The following is a 23,296-nucleotide window of genomic DNA, read 5'->3' as shown; positions in this document are numbered from 1 at the left end:
ATTGCCCTAGGCTCTACGGAAACGTAGGGAGAGTTTCATTGCAAGCTCGGCAGCACTTTCCGCAATCTCGACGCTGTCGCCAACATAGGATGCCGGATCGAGCGCCGCTTCGATCTCCTTCACAGTCAGATGCTTGCCGATTTCAGTGTCGGCGAAAATGGCTATTCGCGGTGAAACCCCCTCCTCCATGGCATTTTCCAGCACATGGTGGACGAGATCATGTGCCTGGGCCCGGCCGACAAGCGGAGCCAGCACCATCATCAGCTTTTCGGAAGCGATGGCGCCGCCGCTGCGGTCGAGGTTTTCCCGCATGCGCTCCGGCACGACGATGATCCGGTTCAACGTCTTGGCAAAACCTTCCGCCATCTTCCAGGTCAGCGGCACCGCCTTTTCGACGAGCGAAGACAGAAGCTGGTTGGCAACCGCGTCCCCCTCATGGCTGGAGCGGCTGCTTTCGAGCGCCGGCCCCGCCATCCCGCGCAGCTCGATTGCCTGAGAAATGACCCGCACGACGTGTTTCGGGTTGATCTTCTGTGGCATGGTGGAGGAACCGACCGTGCCTTCATCCAGCCGCTCGACGATCTCGCCCACCTCTTCCATCATCAGCCGATAAAGTTCGCCCATGATCCGCTCGACCGTCATCGCAAGCAGCGCGAGCTGCACGAGATATTCAACGAAGAGGTCATTGACGGTGCGGCTGGGCACCAGGAGCTCCCGAAGGCCCAGATCGCTCGCCATTTGGCGGTTCAGTTCGCGGCCCTGTTCGCCATAGGCATGCATGGCACCAACCGCGCCGCCGAAAGGCAGCGAGAAAAGCCGCTGCGCCGACGTGGAAAGCCGCTCTTCGACCCGGTCCATCTCCTCGATCCAACCGGCCACCTTGAACCCGAAGGTCATCGGCAAAGCATGCTGGCGATTGGTGCGGCCGGCCATCAACGTGCGGGCATGGGTGTGCGCCATCTGACCAAGATGTTCGACCGCGACCGCCAGATGCGCGCGGATCGCCTGATCCGCCTCGCGCAGAAGCAGTATCTGGCCGGTCTGCATGACGTTCTGCGTGGTCGCCCCCCAATGCACGAAATCGCCGGCCGGGCCGGAGGCGGCGGCCAGCGACCGGGTGATCGACAGGATCGGTGCCAGCGTGCGCGCCACGTCCGCCGCCAGGGCTTCGCGGTCCAGCCTGCGGATATCGGCGGCGCGGGTGATTTCCGTTGCGGCCCATTCCGGGATCATCCCGAGCTTCCCCTGCGCCCGGGCAAGCGCGGCTTCGACGTCGAGCCAGGATTGCCAGAGCGTGTCTCGAGCAAACAGAGTTTCAGGCGTCAGCGACGGACGAGGCATTTCATTCATGTCCGGAAAACTCCAGGCGGGTTTCTTCGGCCCGGAAGCGAGGTGCCGCGGCAAGCAGCGTCCGGGTATATTCATGGGAGGAATGGTTCAGCACCGCATCCGTCGAGCCTTCCTCGACAAGCTTGCCCTTCAGCATCACCGCCACGCGGTTGGCGATCTGGTGAACGACTCCCATGTCGTGGGTGATGACCAGGCAGCTGAGGCCCAGATTGGCCTGCAGATCGGTCAGCAGATTGAGGATCTGCGCTTGCACCGAGACATCGAGCGCCGAAGTCGGTTCGTCGCAAACCAGCGCTTCCGGCGAGGTGACGAGTGCACGCGCAATCGCCACGCGTTGCCGCTGGCCACCAGAAAGCTGGGCCGGGTAGTTGTGGATCAGCCGTTGCGGCAACCGCACCATGTCCATCACCTCCCGCACCCGGGCGAGGCGGGTCTGGGAATTTCCATCGCCACGCAATTCCAGCGGCCGGACGATGATTTCGGCCAGCGTCCGGCGCGGATTGAGCGAGGAATAGGGATCCTGAAACACCGGCTGCACCAGCGCCGCCCGCTCGCGCGGCGACATGCCGCCAAGCGTCTTGCCCCGCATCAGCACGCTGCCGGACGTCGGCAGGCTGAGACCGAGCATGACGCGCGCCAACGTCGACTTGCCGGAGCCGCTTTCACCGACCAAAGCCAGTGTCTCGCCCCGCTTCAGGGTGAGATTGACACCGTCGACGGCGCGGATTTCCTTCTTCGGCCCGAACAGACCACGGCGAGACTGGAATACCTGCACGATATCGCGCGCCTCGATGACCGGCGCCGTCGAGGCTTCGACGGCCTTTCGGACCATCGCGGCGACGGGCGAAGCCTGACGCTGTGTCGCAAGCTCCGTTTCTCCCAGAATGCAGCGGCGCCAGTGCTCGTCCGATCCTTGCACGGGCGGGCGTCCACTTCGGCAGACATCGCGCACGAAATCGCATCGGGAGGCGAAGATGCAGGCTTTAGGGATGCTGGTCGTTGATGGAACCGTGCCGGGGATTGCCGCGAGCTTCACCGGTGGTCCATCCATGCGCGGAATAGCCTTGAGCAGCGCCTGTGTATAGGGATGTTTCGCCGCGGCCATCACCTCGGCCGCCCTGCCCTCCTCGATCATCTCGCCGCCATACATGACCGCAACGCGGTCCGTATGTTCGGATACGACGGCAAGATCGTGCGAGATCAGGATCATCGCCATGCCCATTTCACACTGCAGGCCTGCCAGCAGTTCGAGGATTTGTGCCTGCACCGTGACGTCGAGCGCCGTGGTCGGCTCGTCGGCGATCAGCAGTTCCGGTTCCATCATCAGCGCCATGGCGATCATCACGCGCTGGCGCTGGCCACCGGAAAGCTGGTGCGGATATTGCGACATGCGGCCGGCCGGGTCCGGAATGCCGGTACGGTCAAGGAGTGCGATCGCCCGTTGATGCGCCACCTTGGCGCTCAGCACCCCTTGCCGCACCGAGGCCTCGGTCAACTGCCGGCCGATCGTATAGACCGGGTTGAGCGAGGTCATCGGCTCCTGGAAGATCATCGCCATGCGGCGCCCGAGGATTTCGCGGGCGAAAACGGCATCCGGAACGGCAGTCAGATCCTGGCTGTCAAAGGCGAGCCGGTCGAGATTCACCTCCGCGCCGCGCGGTAGAAGCCGCATCAGCGCCAACGCGGTCATCGACTTGCCGGAACCGCTTTCGCCGACGATGCCAAGCGTCTGGCCGCGATCAAGGCTGACGGTCGCGCCGCGCACGGCATGCAGCCGGGCATTCGGCAGTTCCAGTGAAACGGAGAGATTGCGGATTTCGAGAAGCGGAGCCATCAGTTCCTCCCTTCCGGCGCGGTGATATCGCGAAGACCATCGCCCATCAGGTTCGCCCCGATGACCAGCACGAAAAGACAGATGCCGGGCAGGATGACCAGCCAGGGGCGGTAGAACATCATCGCCTTGCCTTCGGCGATCATCAGGCCCCAGGAGGGCGTGGGCGGCTGGATGCCGACACCAAGGAAGGAGAGGCTCGCTTCCGCCAGGATCGCTATGCCGAGCTCGAAGGTGAAGATGACGATGATCTGCGAGATGAGATTGGGCAGGATTTCATGCCAGATGATCTGGCGCGACGTGGCGCCCGAGGCAGATGCGGCAGCGACGAAATCGAGCTGGCGGATGCGCTGCGTCGCCGAGCGGGTGACGACCAGATAATAGGTCCAGTGCAGCACGCCGATAATGCCGATCACCACCCAGACCGACGGTCCGATGATGAAAACCAGTGCCATGGCGAGCAGCAGGCCTGGCAGTGCCAGTTGCGCCGTCAGCAGGAAACTCACCGCATGGTCGACCCAGCCGCCGAAATAACCGGCGAGCACACCGAGGGTGACGCCGATCAGTAGGCCGATCGTCGCGGCCCCGATGCCGATCACCATCGAGACCTGGGCGCCGTAGATGAGGCGGCTCAGGTAGTCGCGGCCATTCTGGTCGGTGCCGAGCAGGTAATCCCAGTTGCCGCCCTGCACCCAGACTGGCGGCAGCATGCGCTTGCCGAGCGACTGCACGAACGGATCATGCGGGGCGAGCAATGGCGCGAAGAGCGCGATGAAAGCGAGCACGAGGATGATGCCGGCGCCGATCATCAGGCTGCGATGCTTGCGGGCGCGGCGGCGCATGATCTGGCGGGGCGTCAGCGGCGCGGGTTCTTCCGCAGCCGTAAGGTTCGGTTCGATGCCGATATTCATAGGCGTCATCCTATCCGGATACGGGGATCGAGCGCCGCATTGAGGATATCGGCGAGCAGGTTCATCACCACAAAGACGATGGCGAAGACGAAGATGAGCATTTGCACGGTCGGGATATCCGCACCGAGGATGGATTCGAGCGCCAGCCGCCCGAGCCCGTTCAGCGCGAAAATGCTTTCGGTAATCACCGAGCCGCCGAATTTCTGGCCGAGCTGCACCGCCAGCACCGAGATAACCGGCAGCAAAGCGTTTCGGAGAGCATGGCGCCAGAGGAGGCTTGCACCGCTATACCCCTTCGAGCGGGCAGTGCGGATGTAATCGGCGCCCATCACCTCGATCAGGCCGGTACGGGTGAGGCGCATGACGGCAGGCACCGATGTCGCACCGAGCACGAAGGCCGGCAGAACGAAATGCATCCAGGTCGCATCACCCGAGACGGGGAAGATCGGGAAGGTGACGGAAAAGAGAATGATCATGATCAGGCCGAGCCAGAAATTCGGCACGGCCTGCGCTGACACGGCCACCCCGAGCGCCGTGCGATCTATCCATGAATTCGGATTGAGCGCCGCAAGCACCCCGAGCGGAATGGCGATCAGGATCGTCACGGCCATGGCGGCCAGCGCCAGCGCGATCGTTACCCCTGCCCGCTCCGCCACCAGTTCGGCAACCGGCTTATGCCAGTAATAGCTCTCGCCGAAATCGCCCTGCACGACACCGCCAAGCCATTGTGCGTAACGGACCGGCATGGGCTGGTCGAGACCATAACGGACGCGGATCGTCTGCACGACTTCCGGTGTTGCATCCTCACCGGCAATGGCGCGAGCTGGATCGGTCGCAACGTTCAGGAGCAGGAAGGCGGCGAGGGAAACGGTGAACGCGACGGCGAGCGCCAGCACTCCGCGCAAAAGGATATATCTAAGCATGGGCATTCTCCCGGAAGACAACGGCAAGGACGGGCGGCGGCTGTGATCTTATCCGCCGCCCGTTTTGCGGTCACTTCCAGCTTGCGTTCTGGAGGCGCGGAAGGCCATCGGAATCGAGCGGGAAGTTCAGTTCCGGCGAGACCAGATAATTGGCCGAATATGTGAAGAGCGGCGCCCAATAGGCCTGATCAGCAATACGGCCGACCGCCTTGGTGTAAAGTTCGCGGCGCTTGTTCTCGTCATTGGTCTGTTCGGCCGCCAGCACATCCTTGTTGAGCTGCGCGTCACCGGAGAGATTGCGGTCGGTTTCGTCGGAGAAATGGATGCGGGCGATCGCCGCCGTATCCGCCGTACCGCCTGACCCCCAGGTGCCGATATAGGCGGAGATCTGCTTGTTGGCCCGGGCCTGATCGAGCGATTCCAGCTTCACATACCGCAGGTTCACCTTGATGCCGGCGGCCGTCAGGTCCGCCGCGACCGCTTCGGCGACGGGTTTCTCACGATAGGCCCAGAGGTCGAGCGGGAAACCGTTCGGATAACCGGCGGCCTTCAGCATTTCCTTGGCCTTGGCCGGATTGTAAGGATAATCGACCGATTTCTGGTCGCAGCCGAATTGGGCCGGATGGCAGGCGGTATGAATTCCCTCAGCCGAACCGCCGATCAGGAATTTCGCCATTTCACCACGGTTCAGAGCGTAGTTGATGGCCCGACGAACCTCGACTTTGGTCAGCGGCCCCTTCGGATCTGTATAGCCGGCCGCATCCAGCACCACGAAGCTGACGCGCAGATCCGGGCCGCTCAGGTGCTTGGCGATCGGCGTTGCACCGAGACTCTGGGCGAGGTCGAGCGGCACGTTGAACATCCAGTCGACACCGCCGGCCATCAATTCGGCCTGCTGCGTGCCGATATCGGGAATGTTGCGCACGATGATCTTCTTGATTGCCGGCTTCGGACCGAAGAAACCGTCGAAACGCTCCAGCACTACCTCCTGACCGGGCTTGAACGAGGTGACCTTGTACGGACCAGTGCCGTTGACCTTCTGCGCCATGGCGTTCTTGTTGACCACGCCGCCCGGATTATAGGTATCCTTCTTGCGCAACATGATGCGCTGGGCCATGTCGCGCAGCGCCAGCGGATAAACCGCCTTCATGTGGAAGCGGAGCGTATTGGCGCCAGTGACCTCGACGCGGTCCAGCCAGCGGCCGATAATGCCGGTCGCATTGGATTCACTCTTCGGATCGATGATCCAGTTATAGGTATAGGCGACATCCTCCGCATTCAGCACTGAACCGTCATGGAATTTGACATCCGTGCGCAAAGTCACGTCCAGCGTCTTGTCGTCGATAAATTTATAGCCGCTTGCGACGGAAGGGACGATTTCCTGAGTTTTCGGATCGACGTCGAAGAGCGACGCATCTGTCATCTGCGCAAGGATGATATATTCGCGCTTGGTCGTGTAATTATAATCGAGATTGAGAATTTCCTCGGCCATCGCCACACGCAGCGTATCGTCGGCCTTCTTGGCGAAGGCGGGTGCGGTGGAAAGCGAAAGGCTGAGCGTAATAGCAAAAAGGGTTGAGCCGACGGCCCGCTTAAGCTTGATCATTTGGAATCCTCCCAGATACAAGCTCAGTCTAGCGTCCTCCTGCCATTTCAAAAATTGAAAATAGCGCCCGTACTGTTGCATTTCTTGCAACTGATGTGCTCGCTCCGGGCTTTGACTCAAAAGAGGGTTTCCCGGAGCGCTCTTGTCATTACCGGCTGAAATCAGAGGTCGATTTCGATGCGAAGCGGCTGGTGGTCCGATCCATCGGCCTGCTCGTCCACCCAGACCTTGGCGATCCGGTTGGAGAGCCAGGTCGGGACGAAGCAATAATCGATGCGGATACCGGTCTTCGCTGCGAAGTCGCGATAAAGGGTATGACCCTGATCTTCTGCACCGCCGGCCGCCACGAAGGCATCCACGAAACCGGATGCATCCGGCAGGCGGCCGTGCCAGCGGTTTACCGAGCCGCAGATCCACTCATATTCCGGCGAGGTCGGCTCGAAATTGAAGTCGCCAAGCAGTATCGCTTCGCGCGGCATGTCCGGTAGCGCCGGTTCTTCACGCCAGGACGGGACGATCTCGCGGCCGCCGATCGCAGGGCCATCCTGGAAGGCACGGTTGGAGACGTTGATGAGTTCCTGCAACTGGACCATGCGGTGGCGGCTGGCGAGGTGATCGAGATGGGTCGAATAAAAGCGGACCGGGCCGCTTGGCAGATCGATCAGCGCCTCGATCGCGCCGCGCTGGATCGTGTGCGGGCCAGGCGCAGTAAACTTCGGATACATGTGGTTGCGGGTCGACAGGATAGGATAACGCGACAGGATCATGTTACCGAACTGGCGGCGCTTGTATTCGGTCGGCTTCTTGCCTTCCGCGTCCGAAACCTTCAGCACGTCGACGGTCGGACCCCAGACGAAGAAGTGATCGGGCAGCAAGCGGGCGATCTCGTCGGCCTGGCTGATATTACCGGAACGGTCCCAGTAATTCTCGACTTCCTGCAAGGCGATGATATCGCTGTCCTTGACGGTTTCGACAATCCGTTCCAGATCGAAACGGTCATCGCGGCCGCGGGTGTATTGGATATTGTAGGTCGTGATCAGCATAAGAAGGCCTCGCGTGAAATTGAATTGCATGAATTTAAAGAAAACGTTTCATTTCATGCGCATGATGGAATTAGGCCTCTAGTGTGAAACTTCCGATTCTCTTTTGTGACGATTGCATGAACCTTCAACTGCCCTCTCTCGACGGAACACAGCCCAAGCCATGAAAAGCCGTGCCACCATCAAGGATGTCGCGCGGCTGGCGCAGGTCTCCATCGGCACAGTCAGCCGTGTCGTGAACGGCAATGCGGCGGTGACGGAACAGAACCGCATTGCGGTGTTCGACGCTGTCAAGCGGCTGGGCTATCGGCCGAATTCAGTTGCCCGGTCACTGGTTGGGCAGACCGAAAGGGCGCGCAACGGCGCCGCCCTGCTTCCCGATGCGCCACGCCTGACGACGATCGGCTATGTCAGCACCGACCATTCTATCCTGACCGAGGAAATGCCGCCGGCGGGCAGCCGCGTCTCGGCCAAACTCATCCATCGATCGGTCGGCGGCCCGGCTGCCAATGTGGCGATTGCGGCGAGCCGCCTTGGCGGCGACTTCCCAGTGGCGGTCGACCTCATTTCCTCCCTCGGCGACGATCCGGAAAGCGATTGGGCACTTTCTCAACTTCTGGAATTCGGACTGAATGTCGATGCGGTCGAGCGTGTCGCGGGCGGGCGACTGTCCCGCAGCGTCATTATCGTCGAGACCGGCGGACGTCGCACCATCCTCAATGAACCGCTTTCGCTTCCAGCGCCACGCATTCGCGACTATCTCGCCGAAGCGGCTGAAAAAGCCGGACGCCGCTGCCTTCATCTCGAAGGTTTTCGCGTCGGCTTGCTCGATGAATTCCATTTCACCGGCACGACTCGGCCGGACCTGGTGACGATCGATACGACAGGCTTACCCGCCCATTGGAGAACACCAGCGGCCTTCGACGAACTCTGCCGAAGCTGCGATTTCATTTTCATGAGCAGGCCCGCAGCCCGGCAAATCATGAATCTGGATATCGAAGACGATGAGCTTGTGGCGGCGCTCGCCCGCCGTATCGAGGATACTGACGCAAGCGTCGTATTGACGATGGGTGCCGGTGGCTCCGCTCTCATTCAGCCAAGGTCCGCCCCGGTCATCGTGCCTGCTCTTGTACTCGACCCCGTCGATGTTACCGGAGCGGGAGATGTCTTCGTCGGCGTCTTCCTGGCCGTTTATCTCAACACCGGCGATGCCGTTCTGGCGGCGCGCTGGGCAGCAGTCGGGGCTTCCTATTCGATCGGCGCGGTCGGCGTGAACACGATCGAAATTACCGCCAAGCTGATTGCCGGCGGTCTCACCGAGATCGCCGAACGCGCCTAGACGCCACCCCTCATCATTTTAAACCGATCGGCGCGCCGGTTTCGGCGCCGCGAAATTGCGTCCTGCGGTCGCTCTGTCGCACAACCATCACCAACCGGACATAGTGCCGTCATCCAAATGAAACGTTTTCACGATAGTTGCCCTGCCTGTTCTCGCGCAGTCGGAAATGCCGGCCGTCGCACAAAAGGATTTGGAGACAGGGATGCTCAAGACTGCTTTCGTTGCTGCAACCGCGCTCGCAGCACTCGCCGGTGCCGCGCCCGCCAGCGCCAAGACTGAGATCAACATGTGGTTCGGCCTGTCCGGCCGCCTGCAGAACGAAGTGCTCGCCCAGTGCGACCGCTTCAACAAGAGCCAGGACCTCTACACAATCAAGTGCACCCGCGAGGGCGACTATGACGAAATCTTCCAGAAGGCGATGGCCGCCGTGCGCGCCGGCAACCAGCCGCATATCCTGCAGGTAGTCGACCGCGGCACCGGCACGATGATGCTGTCCGGCGCAGTTATTCCGGCCTACCAGCTCGCCGAGGAGCAGGGTCTCAAGATCAATTGGGACGACTATTTCCCGGTCATCGGTAACTATTATGCCGGCCGCGACGGAAAGCTCTGGGCTTTCCCGTTCAACTCTTCGACCGCCATGGTCTATTACAACACCGACGCCTTGAAGGCCGCCGGCTACACCACCTTCCCGGACACCTGGGAAGGTTTCGACGACCTGCTCGTCGCGCTGCGCGACAAGGCTGGCTCGTCGTGCCCGCTCACCTGGAATATCGACCTCTGGTCGGACATGGAGCAGTTTTCGGCGATCCATAACGTTCCGGTCGCTTCGAAGAACAACGGTTATGACGGCCTCGACGCCCAGCTTGAGCTCAACAAGACCATCTTCGTCAAGCACATGGAGCGCCAGAAGCGCTGGTTCGACGCCGGTCTTGCCAAATACGATCCGAACTTCAACAACCGCCGCGACATGTTCGTCACCGGTCGTTGCGCCATCATGTTCGACTCGATCGCCGGCTTCACCTCGACCGACGAGCTTGCGACCCCGAAGGGCACCAAATGGACCGTCGCCCAGCTGCCGCACAACAAGGACGTCACGCCGATCAACAGCCTTGTCGGCGGCGCGGCACTCTGGACGATGAAGGGTTTCTCCAAGGACGAATACAAGGCCGTCGGCGCCTTCTATCAGTTCATTGCCCAGCCGGAGCAGCAGAAGCTCTGGTCTGATGGCACCGGCTATATCCCGGTCACCAAATCGGCTTACAACGAGCTCGTCGCCTCCGGCTATTATAAGCAGAAGGGCAAGATCAACCGCGATCTCGCCGTGCAGAGCCTGACCCGGGCCGCGCCGACCCCGCTCTCCAAGGGTGTCCGCCTCGGCAATTATGTCGAGATCCGCAACATCATCACCGAAGAGCTGCAGAAGGCGCTCAACAACCAGGTGACGGTGCAGCAGGCAATCGACACCGCCACCACTCGCGGCAACCAGCTGTTGAAGCGCTTCGCCGACACCTACGCCGGCCGCACGCTGCCCTGATCGGTCCGGTCGCCAGGTTTAAGCCTGAGCCGCAGAAACGCCGGCCCGGATCGCATCGCCGATCCGGGCCGGTTCCCCGATCTCCACCCCAGAATTTGGTCCGAGCATCCGCATGATCAAACGTGTCGTCTTCGAAGACCGGTGGCTGCCCTATCTTCTGATAGGCCCGCAGCTGCTGATCATCTTCCTGTTCTTCTACTGGCCGACCGGCCAGGCGCTCTTCTGGTCCTTCACGCTGGAACCGCCATTCGGCGGCGATGCCGTGTGGGTGGGCCTGCGCAATCTCACCGAGATCGTCACCAGCCCGGTCTATCACATCGCCATCCGCAACACGCTGATCATGTCCGTCGCAACGACGGTCATCTCGCTCGGCCTCGGGCTGATCTTCGCCGTCTTCGCCGATCGCGGCCTGCGCGGCATGATCTTCTACAAGACCGCCATCATGTGGCCCTATGCGGTTGCCGCTCCCGTCGCAGCGATCGCCTGGCAGTTCATCTTCCAGCCGCAGATCGGCATTTTCGGCATCGTCAACCAATGGTATCCGGGTCTCTGGAACCCGGCGCTGAATGGCGCCCACGCGCTGACCATGGTGATCATTGCTTCCAGCTGGACCTCGATCACCTTCAATTTCGTCTTCTTCCTGGCCGGCCTTCAGGCCATTCCGAACAATCTCGTCGAGGCGGCCGCCATGGATGGCGCCGGCCCGATGCGGCGTTTCTTCGATCTGGTTTTCCCGTTGATCTCGCCGACCTTCTTCTTGCTTCTGGTGCTCAACGTCACCACCTCGTTTACCGAAGGGTTCGGCATCATCAACGTCATGACCCAAGGCGGACCGGGCAATGCCACCCAGACCATGGTCTATAAAATCTATCAGGACGGCTTTATCGGGCTTGATCTCTCGTCATCCTCGGCGCAGTCGCTGCTTCTCATGATTTTGATCATCGCCGTGACCCTGCTTCAATTCCGTTTCGTCGAGCGCAAGGTCCATTACGCCGGTTCCGACAAGGGGGAGGCCTCCGAATGATCGAGAAAAGCCCGATCCTCAATTTCGTCACGCATGCGATCCTGCTTGCCGCAGCATTCGCAATGTGCTTTCCGATCTATGTATCACTGATCACCGCCACGATGCCTTTCGAGCGGGTCGCCGAAGTCCCGAAACCCCTCTGGCCCAGCGATCAGTTGCTGGTCAACATGGCGGCCGCCTGGAAGAAGGGCGCTTTCTCCACGCTGTTCATGAACTCGATCATTTCGACGCTGATCATCACGGTCGGCAAGATCGTCATCGCCATGATCACCGCCTTCGCACTGGTCTATTTCCGCTTTCGCTTCCGGGCGCTGGCGTTCTGGATGATCTTCATCACGCTGATGCTGCCGCTCGAAGTGCGCATCGTGCCGACCTATGAAATCGTCTCGAACGTGCTTTTGCCGATTCAGAGGATTCTCGAATGGACGGGCCTTGCCTGGCTGATCCAGACTCTTTCGGGCGTCCGGGTCGTGCTGAAGCTCAGCCTGATCAACACCTATCTGGGCCTCACCCTGCCGCTGATCGCTACAGCTACCGGCACGTTCCTGTTCAGGCAATTCTTCCTGACCATTCCCGACGAACTGGCGGAGGCCTCCAAGATGGACGGATCCGGAGCGCTCAGGTTCTTCTGGGATATCCTTTTACCGCTGTCGCGCACCAATATCGCGGCGCTCGCCGTCATCATGTTCGTCTTCGGCTGGAACCAGTATCTCTGGCCGCTGCTCGTCACCACCGGCCCCGAATACCGCACACTCACCATCGGTCTGACCGCCATGCAACCGGGCTCCGACGCAACCGCCGACTGGAACGTCATCCTCGCCGGTGCGCTGCTCGTCATGATGCCGCCGGTTCTGGTGGTGGTGCTGGCCCAGCGCTGGTTCGTCAAGGGCCTGGTCAACACAGACAAATAGCCCTCGGCGGCACTCATCAATCAAGGAGGCTTCCCATGGCCGAAATCGAATTTTCCAACATCACCAAGTCGTTCGGTACGACGCAGGTGCTCCACAGCCTCAACCTTTCGATCGAGCGCGGCGCATTCGCCGTCATCCTCGGCCCGTCGGGTTGCGGAAAGTCGACGCTGCTGCGGCTGCTGGCCGGTCTGGAGAAAGTATCCAGTGGTGAAATCTCGATCGCCGGCCGGCGTGTCGAGGAGCTGCAGCCCCGCGAGCGCGACGTCGCGATGGTCTTCCAGAACTATGCGCTTTACCCGCATATGACCGTCGCGCAGAACCTCGGTTATTCGCTCCGCGTCGCGGGCGTGAAGCGCCCCGAAATCGAAAAGCGTGTCGCCGAGGTCGCCCGCACCCTTCAGCTCGACGAATATCTGAAGCGCAAGCCCGGCCAGCTTTCCGGTGGCCAGCGCCAGCGCGTCGCAATGGGCCGCGCCATCATCCGAGAGCCGAAAGTCTTCCTGTTCGACGAACCGTTGTCGAACCTCGACGCCAAGCTGCGCACCCAGATGCGGCTCGAGATCAAGCGGCTGCATCGCAAGCAAGGTGTCACCAGTCTTTTCGTTACCCACGACCAGATCGAGGCAATGACGCTGGCCGATATCCTGATCGTCATGAACAAGGGAAGGATCGAGCAGGTGGGCAGACCGGCAGACATCTACGAAAAACCCGCCAGCGCCTTTGTCGCAAGCTTCCTCGGTTCGCCACCGATGAACCTCATCCCTGCGACCGTTGATACCGACAATCGCGGCATCGTTTTCGGCGACGGCATGAAGATCTCGCTCGGTTACGCACTGCCAGTGGCGCCGGGCACCGAGATCGTCGCCGGTATCCGACCCGAGCATGTCGAGATCGGCAATGGCCATATCGTCCCGGTCGAGTTCGCCGAGGAGCTGGGCAACGGACGGCAGGTTCATCTGCGGATCGGCGACATGGCGGTGTCGGCTTTGCTCTCCGCCAACGACAAGCAGGTGATCGGCGACGCGCTAGCGATCAAGCTCCCTTCCGAACACCTGCATTTCTTCGCCAAGGACGGCCGTGTCATCGACGTTCAGCCGACAGCCCATACCGTATCGAAGCCAGAGACCGCGGAGCGGACAGTATCCGTGCCTGCGCTGGTTTGATGGCGTTCACCACGAGCCGCCGCACCGTCAACGGAATGCCTCGCGCACCAGGTTTCTGAGGGCGGTTGCGGTGGGCGAAAGCGGCACGCCACGGCGCGAGACGATGCCTATTTGCCGCGTGACCTGCGGATTGTGGAGCTGCCGCAACCCCAGGCTTTCCTCATCTGCCGATGCAAAAGCCATTTGTGGCACGACTGCGAGTGCGGCCCCCGCATGTGCCATGGCAATGGCCGTTTGCAGATGTTGTGCCTCGTAGCGCCAGACCAGGTGATCGCCGGTGCCCGCGAGTGCATCGTCGATGATCATGCGGTTGCCGGAATGCTGGCTGACCCGGATCAGCGGATAGCCCTCAAGATCGGACCATTCCACCCTGTCTTTCTGCGTCAGCAGGTGCCCCATGGGGCATACGAGAACGAAGGGATCATCCACCAATACTTCCGTATCGAAATCCCAGCGATGGCTCGTATTGATCGTGACGCCGAACTCGACCGTGCCGCGTTCGACCAGATCGGAAATTTCAGAGGCTGATTGGTCGTAGATCTGGACGAAAACCTCCGGATGAGTTTCGTGAAACCGCTTGAGGATGTGCGGCAGGCGCCCCGCGGCGATTGTCGGCAAACAGGCGATGGAAAGCCTGTTATGTCTCCCCTCTCCGGCCCGCCGCAGCTCGTCCATGGACGATGCCAGTTGCGCCAGCGTCTGCTTCACCTTCGGCAGAAGATCCACCGCCGCCTGCGTGAGACGAACCTCCCGGCTGGTTCTGACGAACAGCTTCTGGCCGAGTTCGTCTTCAAGCTTTCTGATCCGATGGCTGATCGCCGTATGCGAAAGGTTGAGATGCGTTGCCGCATCCCGAAAACTGCCGCGATCGGCAATCGCAACAAAGGCATGAAGGCCGAGGAAGTCGACTCTCGAACTGTAGTTCATACGATCTACGACTACGCTAATGGATGAACCTGATTCATCTGATGGTTCATAAAATTCGTTTGTTTCATCACGAAATATGAGCGATCTCTGCCACTTCTGCAAGCGGAGGATGCATGCAGTGGGCTGCAGGGTCTGGGAGGAATACCTGCCCTGTCATCCGATCATCGCGACAAAATCCGTCGAATGCATTGAAGGAGGAGAATGCAAATGACCAACACACCACGACTACCCTTCACCCGCCGCCGGTTTTTAGTCGGTGCTTCCGCACTCGGTTTTGCTGCGACCAGCCTCTCGAAGGCGAACGCGGTCGGCTATCCCAGCCAGAACCTGACACTCGTCGTACCGTTCACGCCGGGCGGCTCGACCGATATTCTTGCCCGCGTTATCGGCCAGAAACTGGAGACCGTCCTGAAACGGTCGGTCATCGTGGAATCTCGGGCGGGCGCCGGCGGCACGGTTGGCGTCGCCTCGGTTGCGCGCGCGGAGCCGGATGGGCATACGCTGGTCATGGGCCATATCGGCACGCTCGGCGCGGCACCCGGCCTTTACCCGAAGCTTCCTTATGATCCGCTGAAGAGCCTCGATCCGGTCAGCGGCATCGCGCAGGTTCACAACATTCTCGTCGTCCATCCGGACGTACCGGCGAAGACGCTGCAGGAGCTGATCGACTACGCCAAGAAGAACCCCGGCGTGCTCAACTACGCTTCCGGCGGCAATGGCAGCGCGGCCCATATGGCCATGGTTGCGCTCGCGGACCGCGCCGGCATCGAGATGACCCATGTGCCCTACAAGGGAACGGCGCCGGCCGTCACCGACCTGCTCGGCGGACGGATTCAGCTGACCTTCACCGGCGCTCCAAACCTCATCCAGCATGTCCGGGCCGACAAATTGCGTGCGCTGGCGGTTTCAGGCACGACCCGTCTTCGCGCGGCGCCGACCGTGCCGACCGTTGCCGAACAGGGCTTCCCGGGTTTTGAAGCATCGCAATGGTACGGCATCCTTGTGCCTGCCGGCACGCCGAAAGAGATCATCGACCTTCTGAACAAGGAAATCGTGGCAGCTCTGGCTGGCGAGGAAGTCCGAGAGCGGCTGGCGCTGGAAGGCGCCGATGTCTGGACGAATACGCCAAAGCAGTTCCACGATCATATCGCCTTGGAAATCGACCGCTGGGGCGCGATCATCAAGAAGGCCGGCATCAAGCTCGATTGATCGAATTGCAACTCAGGCAAATATCCCGCCGTTAGCCGCGGCGGGATACCTTGGTTCTGTAAGGGCCGCAGCCGCCTTCTCAATGAAGTGCGGTGATAATACCTTCGGTCATCCCCTTCGTATCCGTCGTTCCTTTGATGTCGCGGGTACGCGTTGCCGGATTGGCAAGCGCGGAAGCAATCGCCTTTTCCATGATCGCCGCGGCTTCGATCGCCTGCGGGATTCCGCGGTTGTGACCGAGCCACTCGATCATCATACGGGTGGATTCGATCATTGCGAACGGGTTGGCGATGCCCTTGCCGGCGATATCCGGAGCCGAGCCGTGGGTGGCCTGCGCCATGGCCAGATTGCCCTCGCCAATGCAGAGGCCAGGGGCCATGCCGAGACCGCCGACAAGGCCAGCCGCTTCATCGGTCAGGATGTCGCCGAACATGTTGGTGGTAACAATCACATCAAAGCTCTGCGGATCGCGGATCAGTCGCATCGCCATCGTATCGACGATCACCTCGTCGATCGTCACATCCGGAAACTCCTTGCCGACGCGATAGCACTCCTCGACGAACATGCCGCAACCGAGCTTGAAGACGGTGTTCTTGTGCACCAGCGTCAGCCGCTTCTTGCGCTGCCGGGCGATCTCGAACGCTGCCTTCGCGACGCGCGATGAGCCGGTGCGGGTGATGACACGCACGGAAATGGTCATCTCCTCGGTGGGGCGGAATTCGCCGGAGCCGGCCACGACGTTGCGATCCGGCTGGAAACCTTCATTGTTCTCGCGCACAATGACGAGGTCGATGTTCTCATGGATCGCGCCGAGGCCGGGGAAGGACTTCGTCGGGCGGACATTGGCGAAGAGGTTAAAACCCTTGCGCATGATCGGGTGCGGATTGATGGCGCCCGGCACCTTCGGATAGGCCTGATGGCCGATCGGCCCGAGGATGAAGCCGTCCATCTTTGCCAGCGTCTCCATCGTGCCTTCCGGGAAGGTCGAGCCATGCGTATCTAGCGCCGACCGGCCGATGGGCATCGGGCGCCAGTCGATCTCCAGCCCAGTTATTACCGCTGCGGCCTTCGTGACGGAGACCGCCGCCGGAACGATCTCGTGGCCGATATCGTCGCCATTCAAGATGCCGAGAACGAGATGACTGGTCATGCATGCAATCCTTTCAATTCGTAACGCCGATGTGGTTCGAAAAGAGAGACGCAGCAAAGCCAACGCCCCTCCAAACCGGATGGACAGACACTGAATTGAAGACTGTAGATTGTCAACAATTATTAGCGGCACAATAAAAGCTTTTACGGCCGCTTTTTTAAGTCAGGATTTTGCCGGCTGATTTGCCCGGCGAGCACGCCCGATACCATTGAGGATGTGGCTACGCGCAGCGACAAGCGCGCGCATAGGATCGCGGGCTTCCAACGCATCGACGATCTCGCGATGTTCCTGGTTGGATGTGTGCAGGATGTCCGGCGTGGAAAGCGCCCGGTATCGCTGGATATGAAGTTCCCGTACGAAACTTTGGTACACGCTTTCCAGGCGTTGATTGCCGGCCATGCGGCCGATCTGCTTATGGAATTCGAGATTGACCGGATAATAGATATGCACGTCGCCATCCCTGGCGATCTCATCCATCTTCGTCAGCAGGTCACGAAGGATGGCGATATCCTCATCCGTGATGCGCTCTGCGAGCATCATCGCGATGCAGCCGAACACACCGGCACGGGCTTCCGAGAGGTCCAGTGCCTCTTCCTCGCTCAGCGCACGGATGAAGAAGCCGCGATTCGGGATGATCTCGATCAGGCCCATGGCCGCCAGCGCGCTGCAGGCCTCGCGGATTGGGCCGCGGCTGACCCCGAGTTTCTGAGACAGGCCGTTTTCGTTGACCCGCTCATTGGGCTTCAGTTCGCCGTCTATGATCATGCGTTCGATTTCCGCCTGCACGACATTCGCGAGCGAGCGGGTGCGCAGGAAATCGATGGCAGAAAGATTGTGTGGCGGGGTGTTCGGATCAGACATTATCAAGCCGTGTAAGAGTCAGGCGCGGCGCTGCAAGATATTTTCGAACAGATTCCAGCACATCGGTTGAAATCTGTCGACAAACAACAGATCGTCTTTAGCCTAATCTTTGAGCAGCGCAAGGGCTTGCGGCCGCGTTCCACCGGGAACTTAAGCTTCGCCTCATTCAACCTCCAGGCAAAGCGGTCAGAACCAAGCCCAAGCCAGAACCGCCAACGCTCCACCGAGTGCGAGAACGATGAGCACGGGAAATTTCGGTTTCCAGAAAAACAGGGCACAGGAAAGGCCGGCGATCACAAGTGCCAGCAACCCGCCATCCGCCAGACGAAACAAGGAGATAATGCCGGCAATGATCAGCCCCGTCCCGACCGGCGCCAGACCTTCCCGCATGACGCGGTGCCACTGTTTTTCCCGGTGGGTATTGGTAAAGCGGAAGACTGCGTAACAGAGCAACGAGGATGGCAGGAAGAAGGCCAGAGATGCGACAGCCGCGCCTGACCAACCGGCGATCTTCCAACCGAGCGCCGTTGCCAACATCGTGCCGGGGCCGGGCGAGGTGCGCGACACCGCGAAGAGATGAACGAACTCCGTCTCGGTGATCCAGCCGTGGACGTTGACCACCTCGTTCTGCAGGCCGGAAATGATGGCGATGCCGCCGCCGATCGACGTCAGCGAGAAGGGAATGAAGACCAGGGCAAGGTTGACGAAGAGGTTGTCGCGCATCTCAACTCCTCTTCCAGGCAATAAAGATGCTGAAAGGCGCGATCGACAGAACCACCGGGATAAGCGGCCATTCCAGCACACCGACTAGAACCGCCGTCAACACTACGACGATCAGCGACGGCGGAAAGCGCATGGCCCGCTGCGTTCCCTGAATGCAGGTCAGCAGAAGCAAACCCATCGCTGCAAACGCGACACCATTGAACATCACTGGCAGGAATTCGAAAGCGGCAAGCTGGTCGAAGACGTTCAGAAGCGCTATGACGGCAACAAACGGGCCAATCAGGAAACCGAGAAAACAGGCGATCGACCCGAGCGTACCGCGCAGCAGTTCGCCGATGCAGATGGCGAGGTTCACCACGTTGGCGCCCGGCAGCATCTGGGCGATCGCAACGCTGCTGGAAAAGTCGTCCTCGCTGAGGATCTGGTGGCGCAACACGAATTCCTGATAGATCCAGCCGGTAAGCCCGCCGCCGAAACTGAGGATTCCGATCTTGAAGCAGAGCATGAAAAGGGTGGCGAGACGGGGCTTTTTCGGTGAGCCTGGAGCTTCCGAGAGAGACATGGCCCATATCCACTGTTGCGATGGAACGGAGCGGCCGGTTAGCCGCCAGCCGGTTCAAGCCTCAGTTATGGTAAAAATGCGCCGCCATTGACATGCAGCGTCTGACCGGTCGTGTAGCGGGCCTGCGCACCGGCGAGATAGAGCACGGCGGCGGCCACCTCCTCCGGCGTGCCGCGGCGGCCAACCAGCGTGCGGGTCGTCTTGTGGTGCGCCGCCTCGCTCGTGGTCGCATGCTGTCGGTTGGTATCGATCATACCGGGCGAGACGAGATTGACCGTCACGCCCTCGGTGCCGAGCTCATGCGCAAGCGCTTTGGTGAACCCGTCGAGACCGGCCTTGGCTGCCACGACATGGACGCGGTTGATCGCACCGGTGTAGGCGGTAAGGCCGCCGATATTGATGATCGCCCCCTGCCCGCCAGCTTTCAGATGCGGGATGGCGGCGCGGGTCATCAGAAAGGCACCATCGAGCGTGACGCTGAAGACATCTTTCCAGTCGGCAAAGGAGAGCGAACCGATCGGCGCCTCGCGGCGGATGGCGGCATTGTTGACGAGGATATCCAAACGCCCGAGCTTTTCGACTGCCTGATCGATCAGACGTTCCGCATCATCCTCCTTGCCGACATCGCCAAGCAATACTGCAGCAGCAACCCCTTTCGCCTCGGCCTCGCGGGCGACGGCTTCCGCCGCCTCACGATCCGACCGAGCGACGATCGCGACCGAAGCGCCGGCATCGGCAAAAGCCAGCGCGATCGAGCGGCCGATATTGCGGGAGGCACCGGTGACCAGCGCCACCCGGCCTTCGAGACCCAGATTCTGCATGTGAACTCCGCTTATCCCCTCGAAGCTGAAAGATCGACAGCACCGCCGTCGGCAATCAGGCCCAGCGCATCTCGCAATGCACCGATCCGTTCACCCGTCAGGCCACCGAACTTCAGGTTCGCTTCGAACTTCGCTTGCATCTCGTCATCCGACAAGGGCTCATGCGCGCCACCACGCATATAGGGTTGGCGGATTTCCTTCACCGAGCCGTCCTTCAGCACGGCCTTGAGATGGCCGGTGAAATTGCGCGGATAGGGATCGTTCGGATCAATCTCGTAGGAGACCTTCGCCGCCAGCGCCCGCAGCGACGGGTCGAGCACCCGTTCATTGGTAAACTGGCCGAGGCCCGCCTCGCCATCGGTGAAACCGACCGCCATGCAATAGGGCGTCGAGAATTTGCCGGCATAGCCGTTCGGCGGGCGATGTTTGTCGGCAAGCGGTTCCCAGAGACGATGGACCGTCCCCTCACCGACATTGCAGGTGATAGAGACGATGTCGTCCGCCTTGACGCCAGATTTGGCCAGCGCGATGGCACAGTCGATAAAGGGCTGCGTCATGGTTCCGCAGGCATAAGGTTTAAAAGCCAGCGTCTCGAGGATCCACTCCTTGCCGAGCGTATCGACAAGATGGCTGAAATCCGGCGTCTTGGACGGCGCGAATGCTTTGTACATGCCGTTCGTGCCGTCGAAGACGGTGAGCGGACCGGTGAAGCCACTTTCCGCCAGCAGAGCGACACGAACGCCGGCCTGTGCGGCGGCGCCGGCATGCAGACGCTTCGTCGAGCTGCCATCAGCAAGGTATTCGATGATGCCGGAAGCGAGGCTGCCGGAAATGCCCATGGCGCGGGCAATCTGGTTTACGTCAAGTCCGATCGCCGCGCCCACCGCCGCAGCCGCGGCCGGAGCGCCGAAGATAGCCGTTGGGTGGAAGCTTGCCTTGTGGGTCGCTTGCGGGGCAACAAGGCTCATACGGCACATCAGCTCCGTGCCGACAGCGATGCCACGCATCACAGCCTTGCCGTCCAGGCCGCGCTTTTCGGCGATCGCCAGCACGGCGGAAACGATCACCGCACCGGCATGGATCGGGCCGCCTTCGAATGTATCGTCGTAGTCTTCGCCATGCGCAGCGGTGCCATTGACCAGCGCTGCGTCATAGAGCCCGAGTTTGCGACCGTGGCCGAAGGCGGTGCAGGGGCCGTCGTCGACGGCGCTGTTCAGCGCAGCCTGGACGTAATCCGTCTCACGGCCGGCAATTGCGAGTGCGACGATATCGAAGATCAGCCGGCGGCAGGTGTCGGCCGCCGCGGGCGGCGGCGAGGCTTCGGCTGCGAAGGTCGCGAGCTTCACTGCGACCGGCGTCGACGGGGAAACGGCGACATTCATGAATGAGCTTCCTTGAGCTTAGCTTTGCGGGCATCGCGGATTTCGCGAGCGAGCGAGAAGACGATGAAGATGAGGGCGAGCGACAGCAGCGCGACCGCGATCGGATCTTCGAGGAAGACCCGAAGATCGCCGCCGGACAGAACCAGCGACCGGCGATAGCTGGATTCCACCATATGACCCAGCACGACGCCGAGGATCATCGGCAGGACCGGGAAGCGGGCAAGCCGCATGAAGAAGCCGACGACGCCGAGGCCGAGCGCAATGCCAAGATCGAACAGGCTGTTGTTCAGCGTATAGATGCCCGACAGGATCAGCGCGAAAATGAAGCCGGCGCGATAGTGGCGTGGCCGGTTCACCAGCCAGATGCAGGCCGGCAGGATGACGATGCCGACGCCGATCTGGGCGATGATGGCGATGAACGAACCGACATAAATGCTGTCGATGACCTGGGCACTCTGTTCGAACAGGCGTGGACCGGGGATCAGGCCGTGCATGAGGAGGCCGCCGAGCAGGACAGCCGTGGAGTTCGAGCTCGGGATGCCGAAGCTGAGCAGCGGGATCATCGCTGTGCTGGCCACCGTATTGTTGGCCGTTTCCGGCGCCGCGACGCCTTCTTCCGAGCCCTTGCCGAACAGTTGTGGCGTCTTCGACCAGCGGCGGGCTTCGTTATAGGACATAAATGCCGCGATCGAGCCACCGCCGCCGGGCGTCAGGCCTTCGAACAGGCCTAGGATGCAGCCGATGAACTGCGAACGCTTCAGCTTGTTCATCATCTGCCAGCTCGGCAGCTTGATGCGGATGCTTGCATTGAGGCGCGCCATGCCGACCGAACCGGACTGGCTCATCAATTCGGTCAGCGCGAAGAGGCCGACCATGACCAGAACCGGTTCGATGCCACCGATAAGGTCCGGTACATCGAAGGTGAAGCGGGTGACGCCGGAGATCGGATCCGTGCCGACGGTCGAGATCATCAGGCCGACGGTCGCGGCGCAGAGACCCTTGATCAGCGAACCACCGCTCATCGAGGCGATGACGCTCAAGCCCAGAATGCCGAGGCCGAAATAGGATGCCGGGGTGAAGGCAAGCGCCAGCCACGATAGTGGTTCGGTGAGCAGGATGAGCATGGCTAGGCCGAACAGGCTGCCGACCACGCCGGACATCAGCGAGATGCCAAGCGCCTCGCCGGCACGTCCCTGGCGGTTCATCTCATAACCGTCAATGACGGTTGCGGCGGACGAATTGGTGCCGGGCGTGCGGATCAGGATCGCCGGGATCGAGCCGCCGTACTCAGCGCCAATATAGACGCAGGCCAGCAGCGCGATCGCCTGTGCCGGGTCCATCGCATAGGTGAAGGGCAGCACGAGCGCCATGGTAATCGAGGCGGAAATGCCGGGTAGCGCGCCGCCCATAATGCCCCAGGTGAGACCGATGATCGCCACGAAGAAGATCGGCGTCTCGGTGAGAAGATGAAAGATGTCCCAGAACGTGGCCATCAGAACAGTCCTTGAAAAATCGAACCCATGGGCTGGTTGACGCCGAGCAGCTTTACGAAGATCGCCCAGTAGAACAGGCCGCCGCCGATAGCGGCTGCGAGCACGATCCAGCTGCGGCGCGGAGCGCCCTCGTAAATCGCGATTGTGCCGATCAGGAGCGCGGTGGCGACGATGTAACCGACGAAGGGAAGCAGGAAGACATAAGCCGCTCCGAAAGCCAGGAAGCCGAGGGCGCGCGGCAGAGGCGCGTTGTCGTCCTCTTCCTCTTCGGTCTCCGCCTTGGTGGCGGTAGCGGCGGCGGCACGAAGTCCCATGGCGAGCACGGTACGGCCGATCAGGCAGACCGCCAGTACGCCAAGGAGGATCGCCAGCATTTTCGGCAGGCCATCGGCACCGATCTCGTCTGAGAGCGTGCTGTCGGCAATCCTGGTGGACCACGTGTAATAGATGCCAGCGATGGCGAGAAGCACCACGCCGCTGAGAATATCTTTGTTCATGAGAACGTCCTCACGGGGAAAACGGTATTTCGGGACCGA

21 protein-coding genes are annotated in these 23,296 nt (G+C 61.1%); 6 read left to right on the top strand and 15 right to left on the bottom strand.

Annotated elements, in window-relative coordinates; all coding sequences use genetic code 11:
• Positions 1-6 precede the first annotated feature (6 nt).
• The 6 genes from KX729_RS26455 to KX729_RS26430 form a co-directional block, all read right to left on the bottom strand.
• Positions 7-1,350 carry a lyase family protein gene (locus KX729_RS26455; protein ID WP_219745487.1) on the bottom strand — a complete coding sequence of 448 codons (1,344 nt, stop codon included), beginning with the start codon at positions 1,348-1,350 and terminating at the stop codon, positions 7-9.
• Complete coding sequence (locus KX729_RS26450) at positions 1,343-3,184, bottom strand: dipeptide ABC transporter ATP-binding protein (RefSeq protein ID WP_219745486.1); 1,842 nt, start codon at positions 3,182-3,184, stop codon at positions 1,343-1,345. Before KX729_RS26450 ends, KX729_RS26455 begins: the two co-directional genes overlap by 8 nt.
• Positions 3,184-4,092: an ABC transporter permease gene (locus KX729_RS26445; protein WP_246617873.1), complete on the bottom strand. Its 909-nt coding sequence runs from the start codon at positions 4,090-4,092 to the stop codon at positions 3,184-3,186. The genes KX729_RS26450 and KX729_RS26445 overlap by 1 nt, the downstream gene beginning before the upstream one ends.
• Before the next feature lie 5 nt (positions 4,093-4,097).
• Positions 4,098-5,015, bottom strand: coding sequence for an ABC transporter permease (locus KX729_RS26440; RefSeq protein WP_219745484.1), 918 nt, complete (start codon positions 5,013-5,015; stop codon positions 4,098-4,100).
• 70 nt (positions 5,016-5,085) lie between these two features.
• The gene (locus KX729_RS26435) at positions 5,086-6,621 is read right to left on the bottom strand and encodes an ABC transporter substrate-binding protein (RefSeq protein WP_219745483.1); all 1,536 of its coding nucleotides are present in this window, start codon (positions 6,619-6,621) and stop codon (positions 5,086-5,088) included.
• 161 nt (positions 6,622-6,782) lie between these two features.
• Positions 6,783-7,664: an endonuclease/exonuclease/phosphatase family protein gene (locus tag KX729_RS26430; RefSeq protein ID WP_219745482.1), complete on the bottom strand. Its 882-nt coding sequence runs from the start codon at positions 7,662-7,664 to the stop codon at positions 6,783-6,785.
• A gap of 160 nt (positions 7,665-7,824) precedes the next feature.
• Here KX729_RS26430 and KX729_RS26425 point away from each other — a divergent pair, with 160 nt between their 5' ends.
• From KX729_RS26425 to KX729_RS26405, 5 genes are all read left to right on the top strand, one after another.
• Complete coding sequence (locus KX729_RS26425; RefSeq protein WP_219745481.1) at positions 7,825-9,000, top strand: PfkB family carbohydrate kinase; 1,176 nt, start codon at positions 7,825-7,827, stop codon at positions 8,998-9,000.
• A gap of 202 nt (positions 9,001-9,202) precedes the next feature.
• Positions 9,203-10,534, top strand: coding sequence for an extracellular solute-binding protein (locus KX729_RS26420; RefSeq protein ID WP_219745480.1), 1,332 nt, complete (start codon positions 9,203-9,205; stop codon positions 10,532-10,534).
• 112 nt (positions 10,535-10,646) lie between these two features.
• Positions 10,647-11,558 carry an ABC transporter permease subunit gene (locus tag KX729_RS26415; RefSeq protein WP_219745479.1) on the top strand — a complete coding sequence of 304 codons (912 nt, stop codon included), beginning with the start codon at positions 10,647-10,649 and terminating at the stop codon, positions 11,556-11,558.
• Positions 11,555-12,469 carry an ABC transporter permease subunit gene (locus KX729_RS26410; RefSeq protein ID WP_219745478.1) on the top strand — a complete coding sequence of 305 codons (915 nt, stop codon included), beginning with the start codon at positions 11,555-11,557 and terminating at the stop codon, positions 12,467-12,469. The genes KX729_RS26415 and KX729_RS26410 overlap by 4 nt, the downstream gene beginning before the upstream one ends.
• 35 nt (positions 12,470-12,504) lie before the next feature.
• Complete coding sequence (locus tag KX729_RS26405) at positions 12,505-13,632, top strand: ABC transporter ATP-binding protein (RefSeq protein ID WP_219745477.1); 1,128 nt, start codon at positions 12,505-12,507, stop codon at positions 13,630-13,632.
• Between the two features lie 27 nt (positions 13,633-13,659).
• On the opposite strand, the gene KX729_RS26400 is transcribed toward KX729_RS26405, so the two are convergent.
• Positions 13,660-14,661, bottom strand: a complete 1,002-nt coding sequence (locus KX729_RS26400; RefSeq protein ID WP_219745476.1) for a LysR family transcriptional regulator — start codon at positions 14,659-14,661, stop codon at positions 13,660-13,662.
• Between the two features lie 105 nt (positions 14,662-14,766).
• Here KX729_RS26400 and KX729_RS26395 point away from each other — a divergent pair, with 105 nt between their 5' ends.
• Positions 14,767-15,768 (top strand): Bug family tripartite tricarboxylate transporter substrate binding protein, encoded by a 1,002-nt coding sequence (locus KX729_RS26395; protein WP_219745475.1) that lies wholly within the window; start codon positions 14,767-14,769, stop codon positions 15,766-15,768.
• A gap of 79 nt (positions 15,769-15,847) precedes the next feature.
• Here KX729_RS26395 and KX729_RS26390 read toward each other — a convergent pair whose 3' ends face one another.
• The 8 genes from KX729_RS26390 to KX729_RS26355 form a co-directional block, all read right to left on the bottom strand.
• On the bottom strand, positions 15,848-16,918 hold the full coding sequence (locus KX729_RS26390) for an isocitrate/isopropylmalate dehydrogenase family protein (protein ID WP_219745474.1): 1,071 nt from the start codon (positions 16,916-16,918) through the stop codon (positions 15,848-15,850).
• Between the two features lie 162 nt (positions 16,919-17,080).
• Positions 17,081-17,779, bottom strand: coding sequence for a GntR family transcriptional regulator (locus tag KX729_RS26385; RefSeq protein ID WP_219745473.1), 699 nt, complete (start codon positions 17,777-17,779; stop codon positions 17,081-17,083).
• A gap of 186 nt (positions 17,780-17,965) precedes the next feature.
• Positions 17,966-18,502 (bottom strand): chromate transporter, encoded by a 537-nt coding sequence (locus KX729_RS26380; RefSeq protein ID WP_219745472.1) that lies wholly within the window; start codon positions 18,500-18,502, stop codon positions 17,966-17,968.
• 1 nt (position 18,503) lies between these two features.
• Positions 18,504-19,064 (bottom strand): chromate transporter, encoded by a 561-nt coding sequence (locus KX729_RS26375; RefSeq protein ID WP_219745471.1) that lies wholly within the window; start codon positions 19,062-19,064, stop codon positions 18,504-18,506.
• 65 nt (positions 19,065-19,129) lie between these two features.
• A complete protein-coding gene (locus KX729_RS26370) occupies positions 19,130-19,885 on the bottom strand; it encodes an SDR family NAD(P)-dependent oxidoreductase (RefSeq protein WP_219745470.1) in 756 nt (251 codons plus the stop codon).
• Between the two features lie 11 nt (positions 19,886-19,896).
• Positions 19,897-21,267: an MmgE/PrpD family protein gene (locus KX729_RS26365; RefSeq protein WP_219745469.1), complete on the bottom strand. Its 1,371-nt coding sequence runs from the start codon at positions 21,265-21,267 to the stop codon at positions 19,897-19,899.
• Positions 21,264-22,760 (bottom strand): tripartite tricarboxylate transporter permease, encoded by a 1,497-nt coding sequence (locus KX729_RS26360; protein ID WP_219745468.1) that lies wholly within the window; start codon positions 22,758-22,760, stop codon positions 21,264-21,266. Before KX729_RS26360 ends, KX729_RS26365 begins: the two co-directional genes overlap by 4 nt.
• A complete protein-coding gene (locus KX729_RS26355; protein WP_219745467.1) occupies positions 22,760-23,257 on the bottom strand; it encodes a tripartite tricarboxylate transporter TctB family protein in 498 nt (165 codons plus the stop codon). The genes KX729_RS26360 and KX729_RS26355 overlap by 1 nt, the downstream gene beginning before the upstream one ends.
• Between the last annotated feature and the right edge of the window lie 39 nt (positions 23,258-23,296).

Origin of the sequence: Neorhizobium populisoli (assembly GCF_019430945.1) — a bacterium.
Taxonomy (GTDB): domain Bacteria; phylum Pseudomonadota; class Alphaproteobacteria; order Rhizobiales; family Rhizobiaceae; genus Neorhizobium; species Neorhizobium populisoli.
Note: the sequence above shows the minus strand (reverse complement) of the source record. Positions and strands in the feature narration are given on the sequence as shown.

What these genes read in the sequence shown, in the direction of transcription:
- KX729_RS26445 (WP_246617873.1), bottom strand. Translation starts at nt 4,092, where the DNA reads ATGAATATCGGCATCGAACCGAACCTTACGGCTGCGGAAGAACCCGCG.
- KX729_RS26360 (WP_219745468.1), bottom strand. Translation starts at nt 22,760, where the DNA reads ATGGCCACGTTCTGGGACATCTTTCATCTTCTCACCGAGACGCCGATC.
- KX729_RS26425 (WP_219745481.1), top strand. Translation starts at nt 7,825, where the DNA reads ATGAAAAGCCGTGCCACCATCAAGGATGTCGCGCGGCTGGCGCAGGTC.
- KX729_RS26420 (WP_219745480.1), top strand. Translation starts at nt 9,203, where the DNA reads ATGCTCAAGACTGCTTTCGTTGCTGCAACCGCGCTCGCAGCACTCGCC.
- KX729_RS26410 (WP_219745478.1), top strand. Translation starts at nt 11,555, where the DNA reads ATGATCGAGAAAAGCCCGATCCTCAATTTCGTCACGCATGCGATCCTG.
- KX729_RS26450 (WP_219745486.1), bottom strand. Translation starts at nt 3,184, where the DNA reads ATGGCTCCGCTTCTCGAAATCCGCAATCTCTCCGTTTCACTGGAACTG.
- KX729_RS26385 (WP_219745473.1), bottom strand. Translation starts at nt 17,779, where the DNA reads ATGTCTGATCCGAACACCCCGCCACACAATCTTTCTGCCATCGATTTC.
- KX729_RS26415 (WP_219745479.1), top strand. Translation starts at nt 10,647, where the DNA reads ATGATCAAACGTGTCGTCTTCGAAGACCGGTGGCTGCCCTATCTTCTG.
- KX729_RS26375 (WP_219745471.1), bottom strand. Translation starts at nt 19,064, where the DNA reads ATGTCTCTCTCGGAAGCTCCAGGCTCACCGAAAAAGCCCCGTCTCGCC.
- KX729_RS26395 (WP_219745475.1), top strand. Translation starts at nt 14,767, where the DNA reads ATGACCAACACACCACGACTACCCTTCACCCGCCGCCGGTTTTTAGTC.
- KX729_RS26430 (WP_219745482.1), bottom strand. Translation starts at nt 7,664, where the DNA reads ATGCTGATCACGACCTACAATATCCAATACACCCGCGGCCGCGATGAC.
- KX729_RS26405 (WP_219745477.1), top strand. Translation starts at nt 12,505, where the DNA reads ATGGCCGAAATCGAATTTTCCAACATCACCAAGTCGTTCGGTACGACG.
- KX729_RS26455 (WP_219745487.1), bottom strand. Translation starts at nt 1,350, where the DNA reads ATGAATGAAATGCCTCGTCCGTCGCTGACGCCTGAAACTCTGTTTGCT.
- KX729_RS26365 (WP_219745469.1), bottom strand. Translation starts at nt 21,267, where the DNA reads ATGAATGTCGCCGTTTCCCCGTCGACGCCGGTCGCAGTGAAGCTCGCG.
- KX729_RS26370 (WP_219745470.1), bottom strand. Translation starts at nt 19,885, where the DNA reads ATGCAGAATCTGGGTCTCGAAGGCCGGGTGGCGCTGGTCACCGGTGCC.
- KX729_RS26380 (WP_219745472.1), bottom strand. Translation starts at nt 18,502, where the DNA reads ATGCGCGACAACCTCTTCGTCAACCTTGCCCTGGTCTTCATTCCCTTC.
- KX729_RS26440 (WP_219745484.1), bottom strand. Translation starts at nt 5,015, where the DNA reads ATGCTTAGATATATCCTTTTGCGCGGAGTGCTGGCGCTCGCCGTCGCG.
- KX729_RS26435 (WP_219745483.1), bottom strand. Translation starts at nt 6,621, where the DNA reads ATGATCAAGCTTAAGCGGGCCGTCGGCTCAACCCTTTTTGCTATTACG.
- KX729_RS26355 (WP_219745467.1), bottom strand. Translation starts at nt 23,257, where the DNA reads ATGAACAAAGATATTCTCAGCGGCGTGGTGCTTCTCGCCATCGCTGGC.
- KX729_RS26390 (WP_219745474.1), bottom strand. Translation starts at nt 16,918, where the DNA reads ATGACCAGTCATCTCGTTCTCGGCATCTTGAATGGCGACGATATCGGC.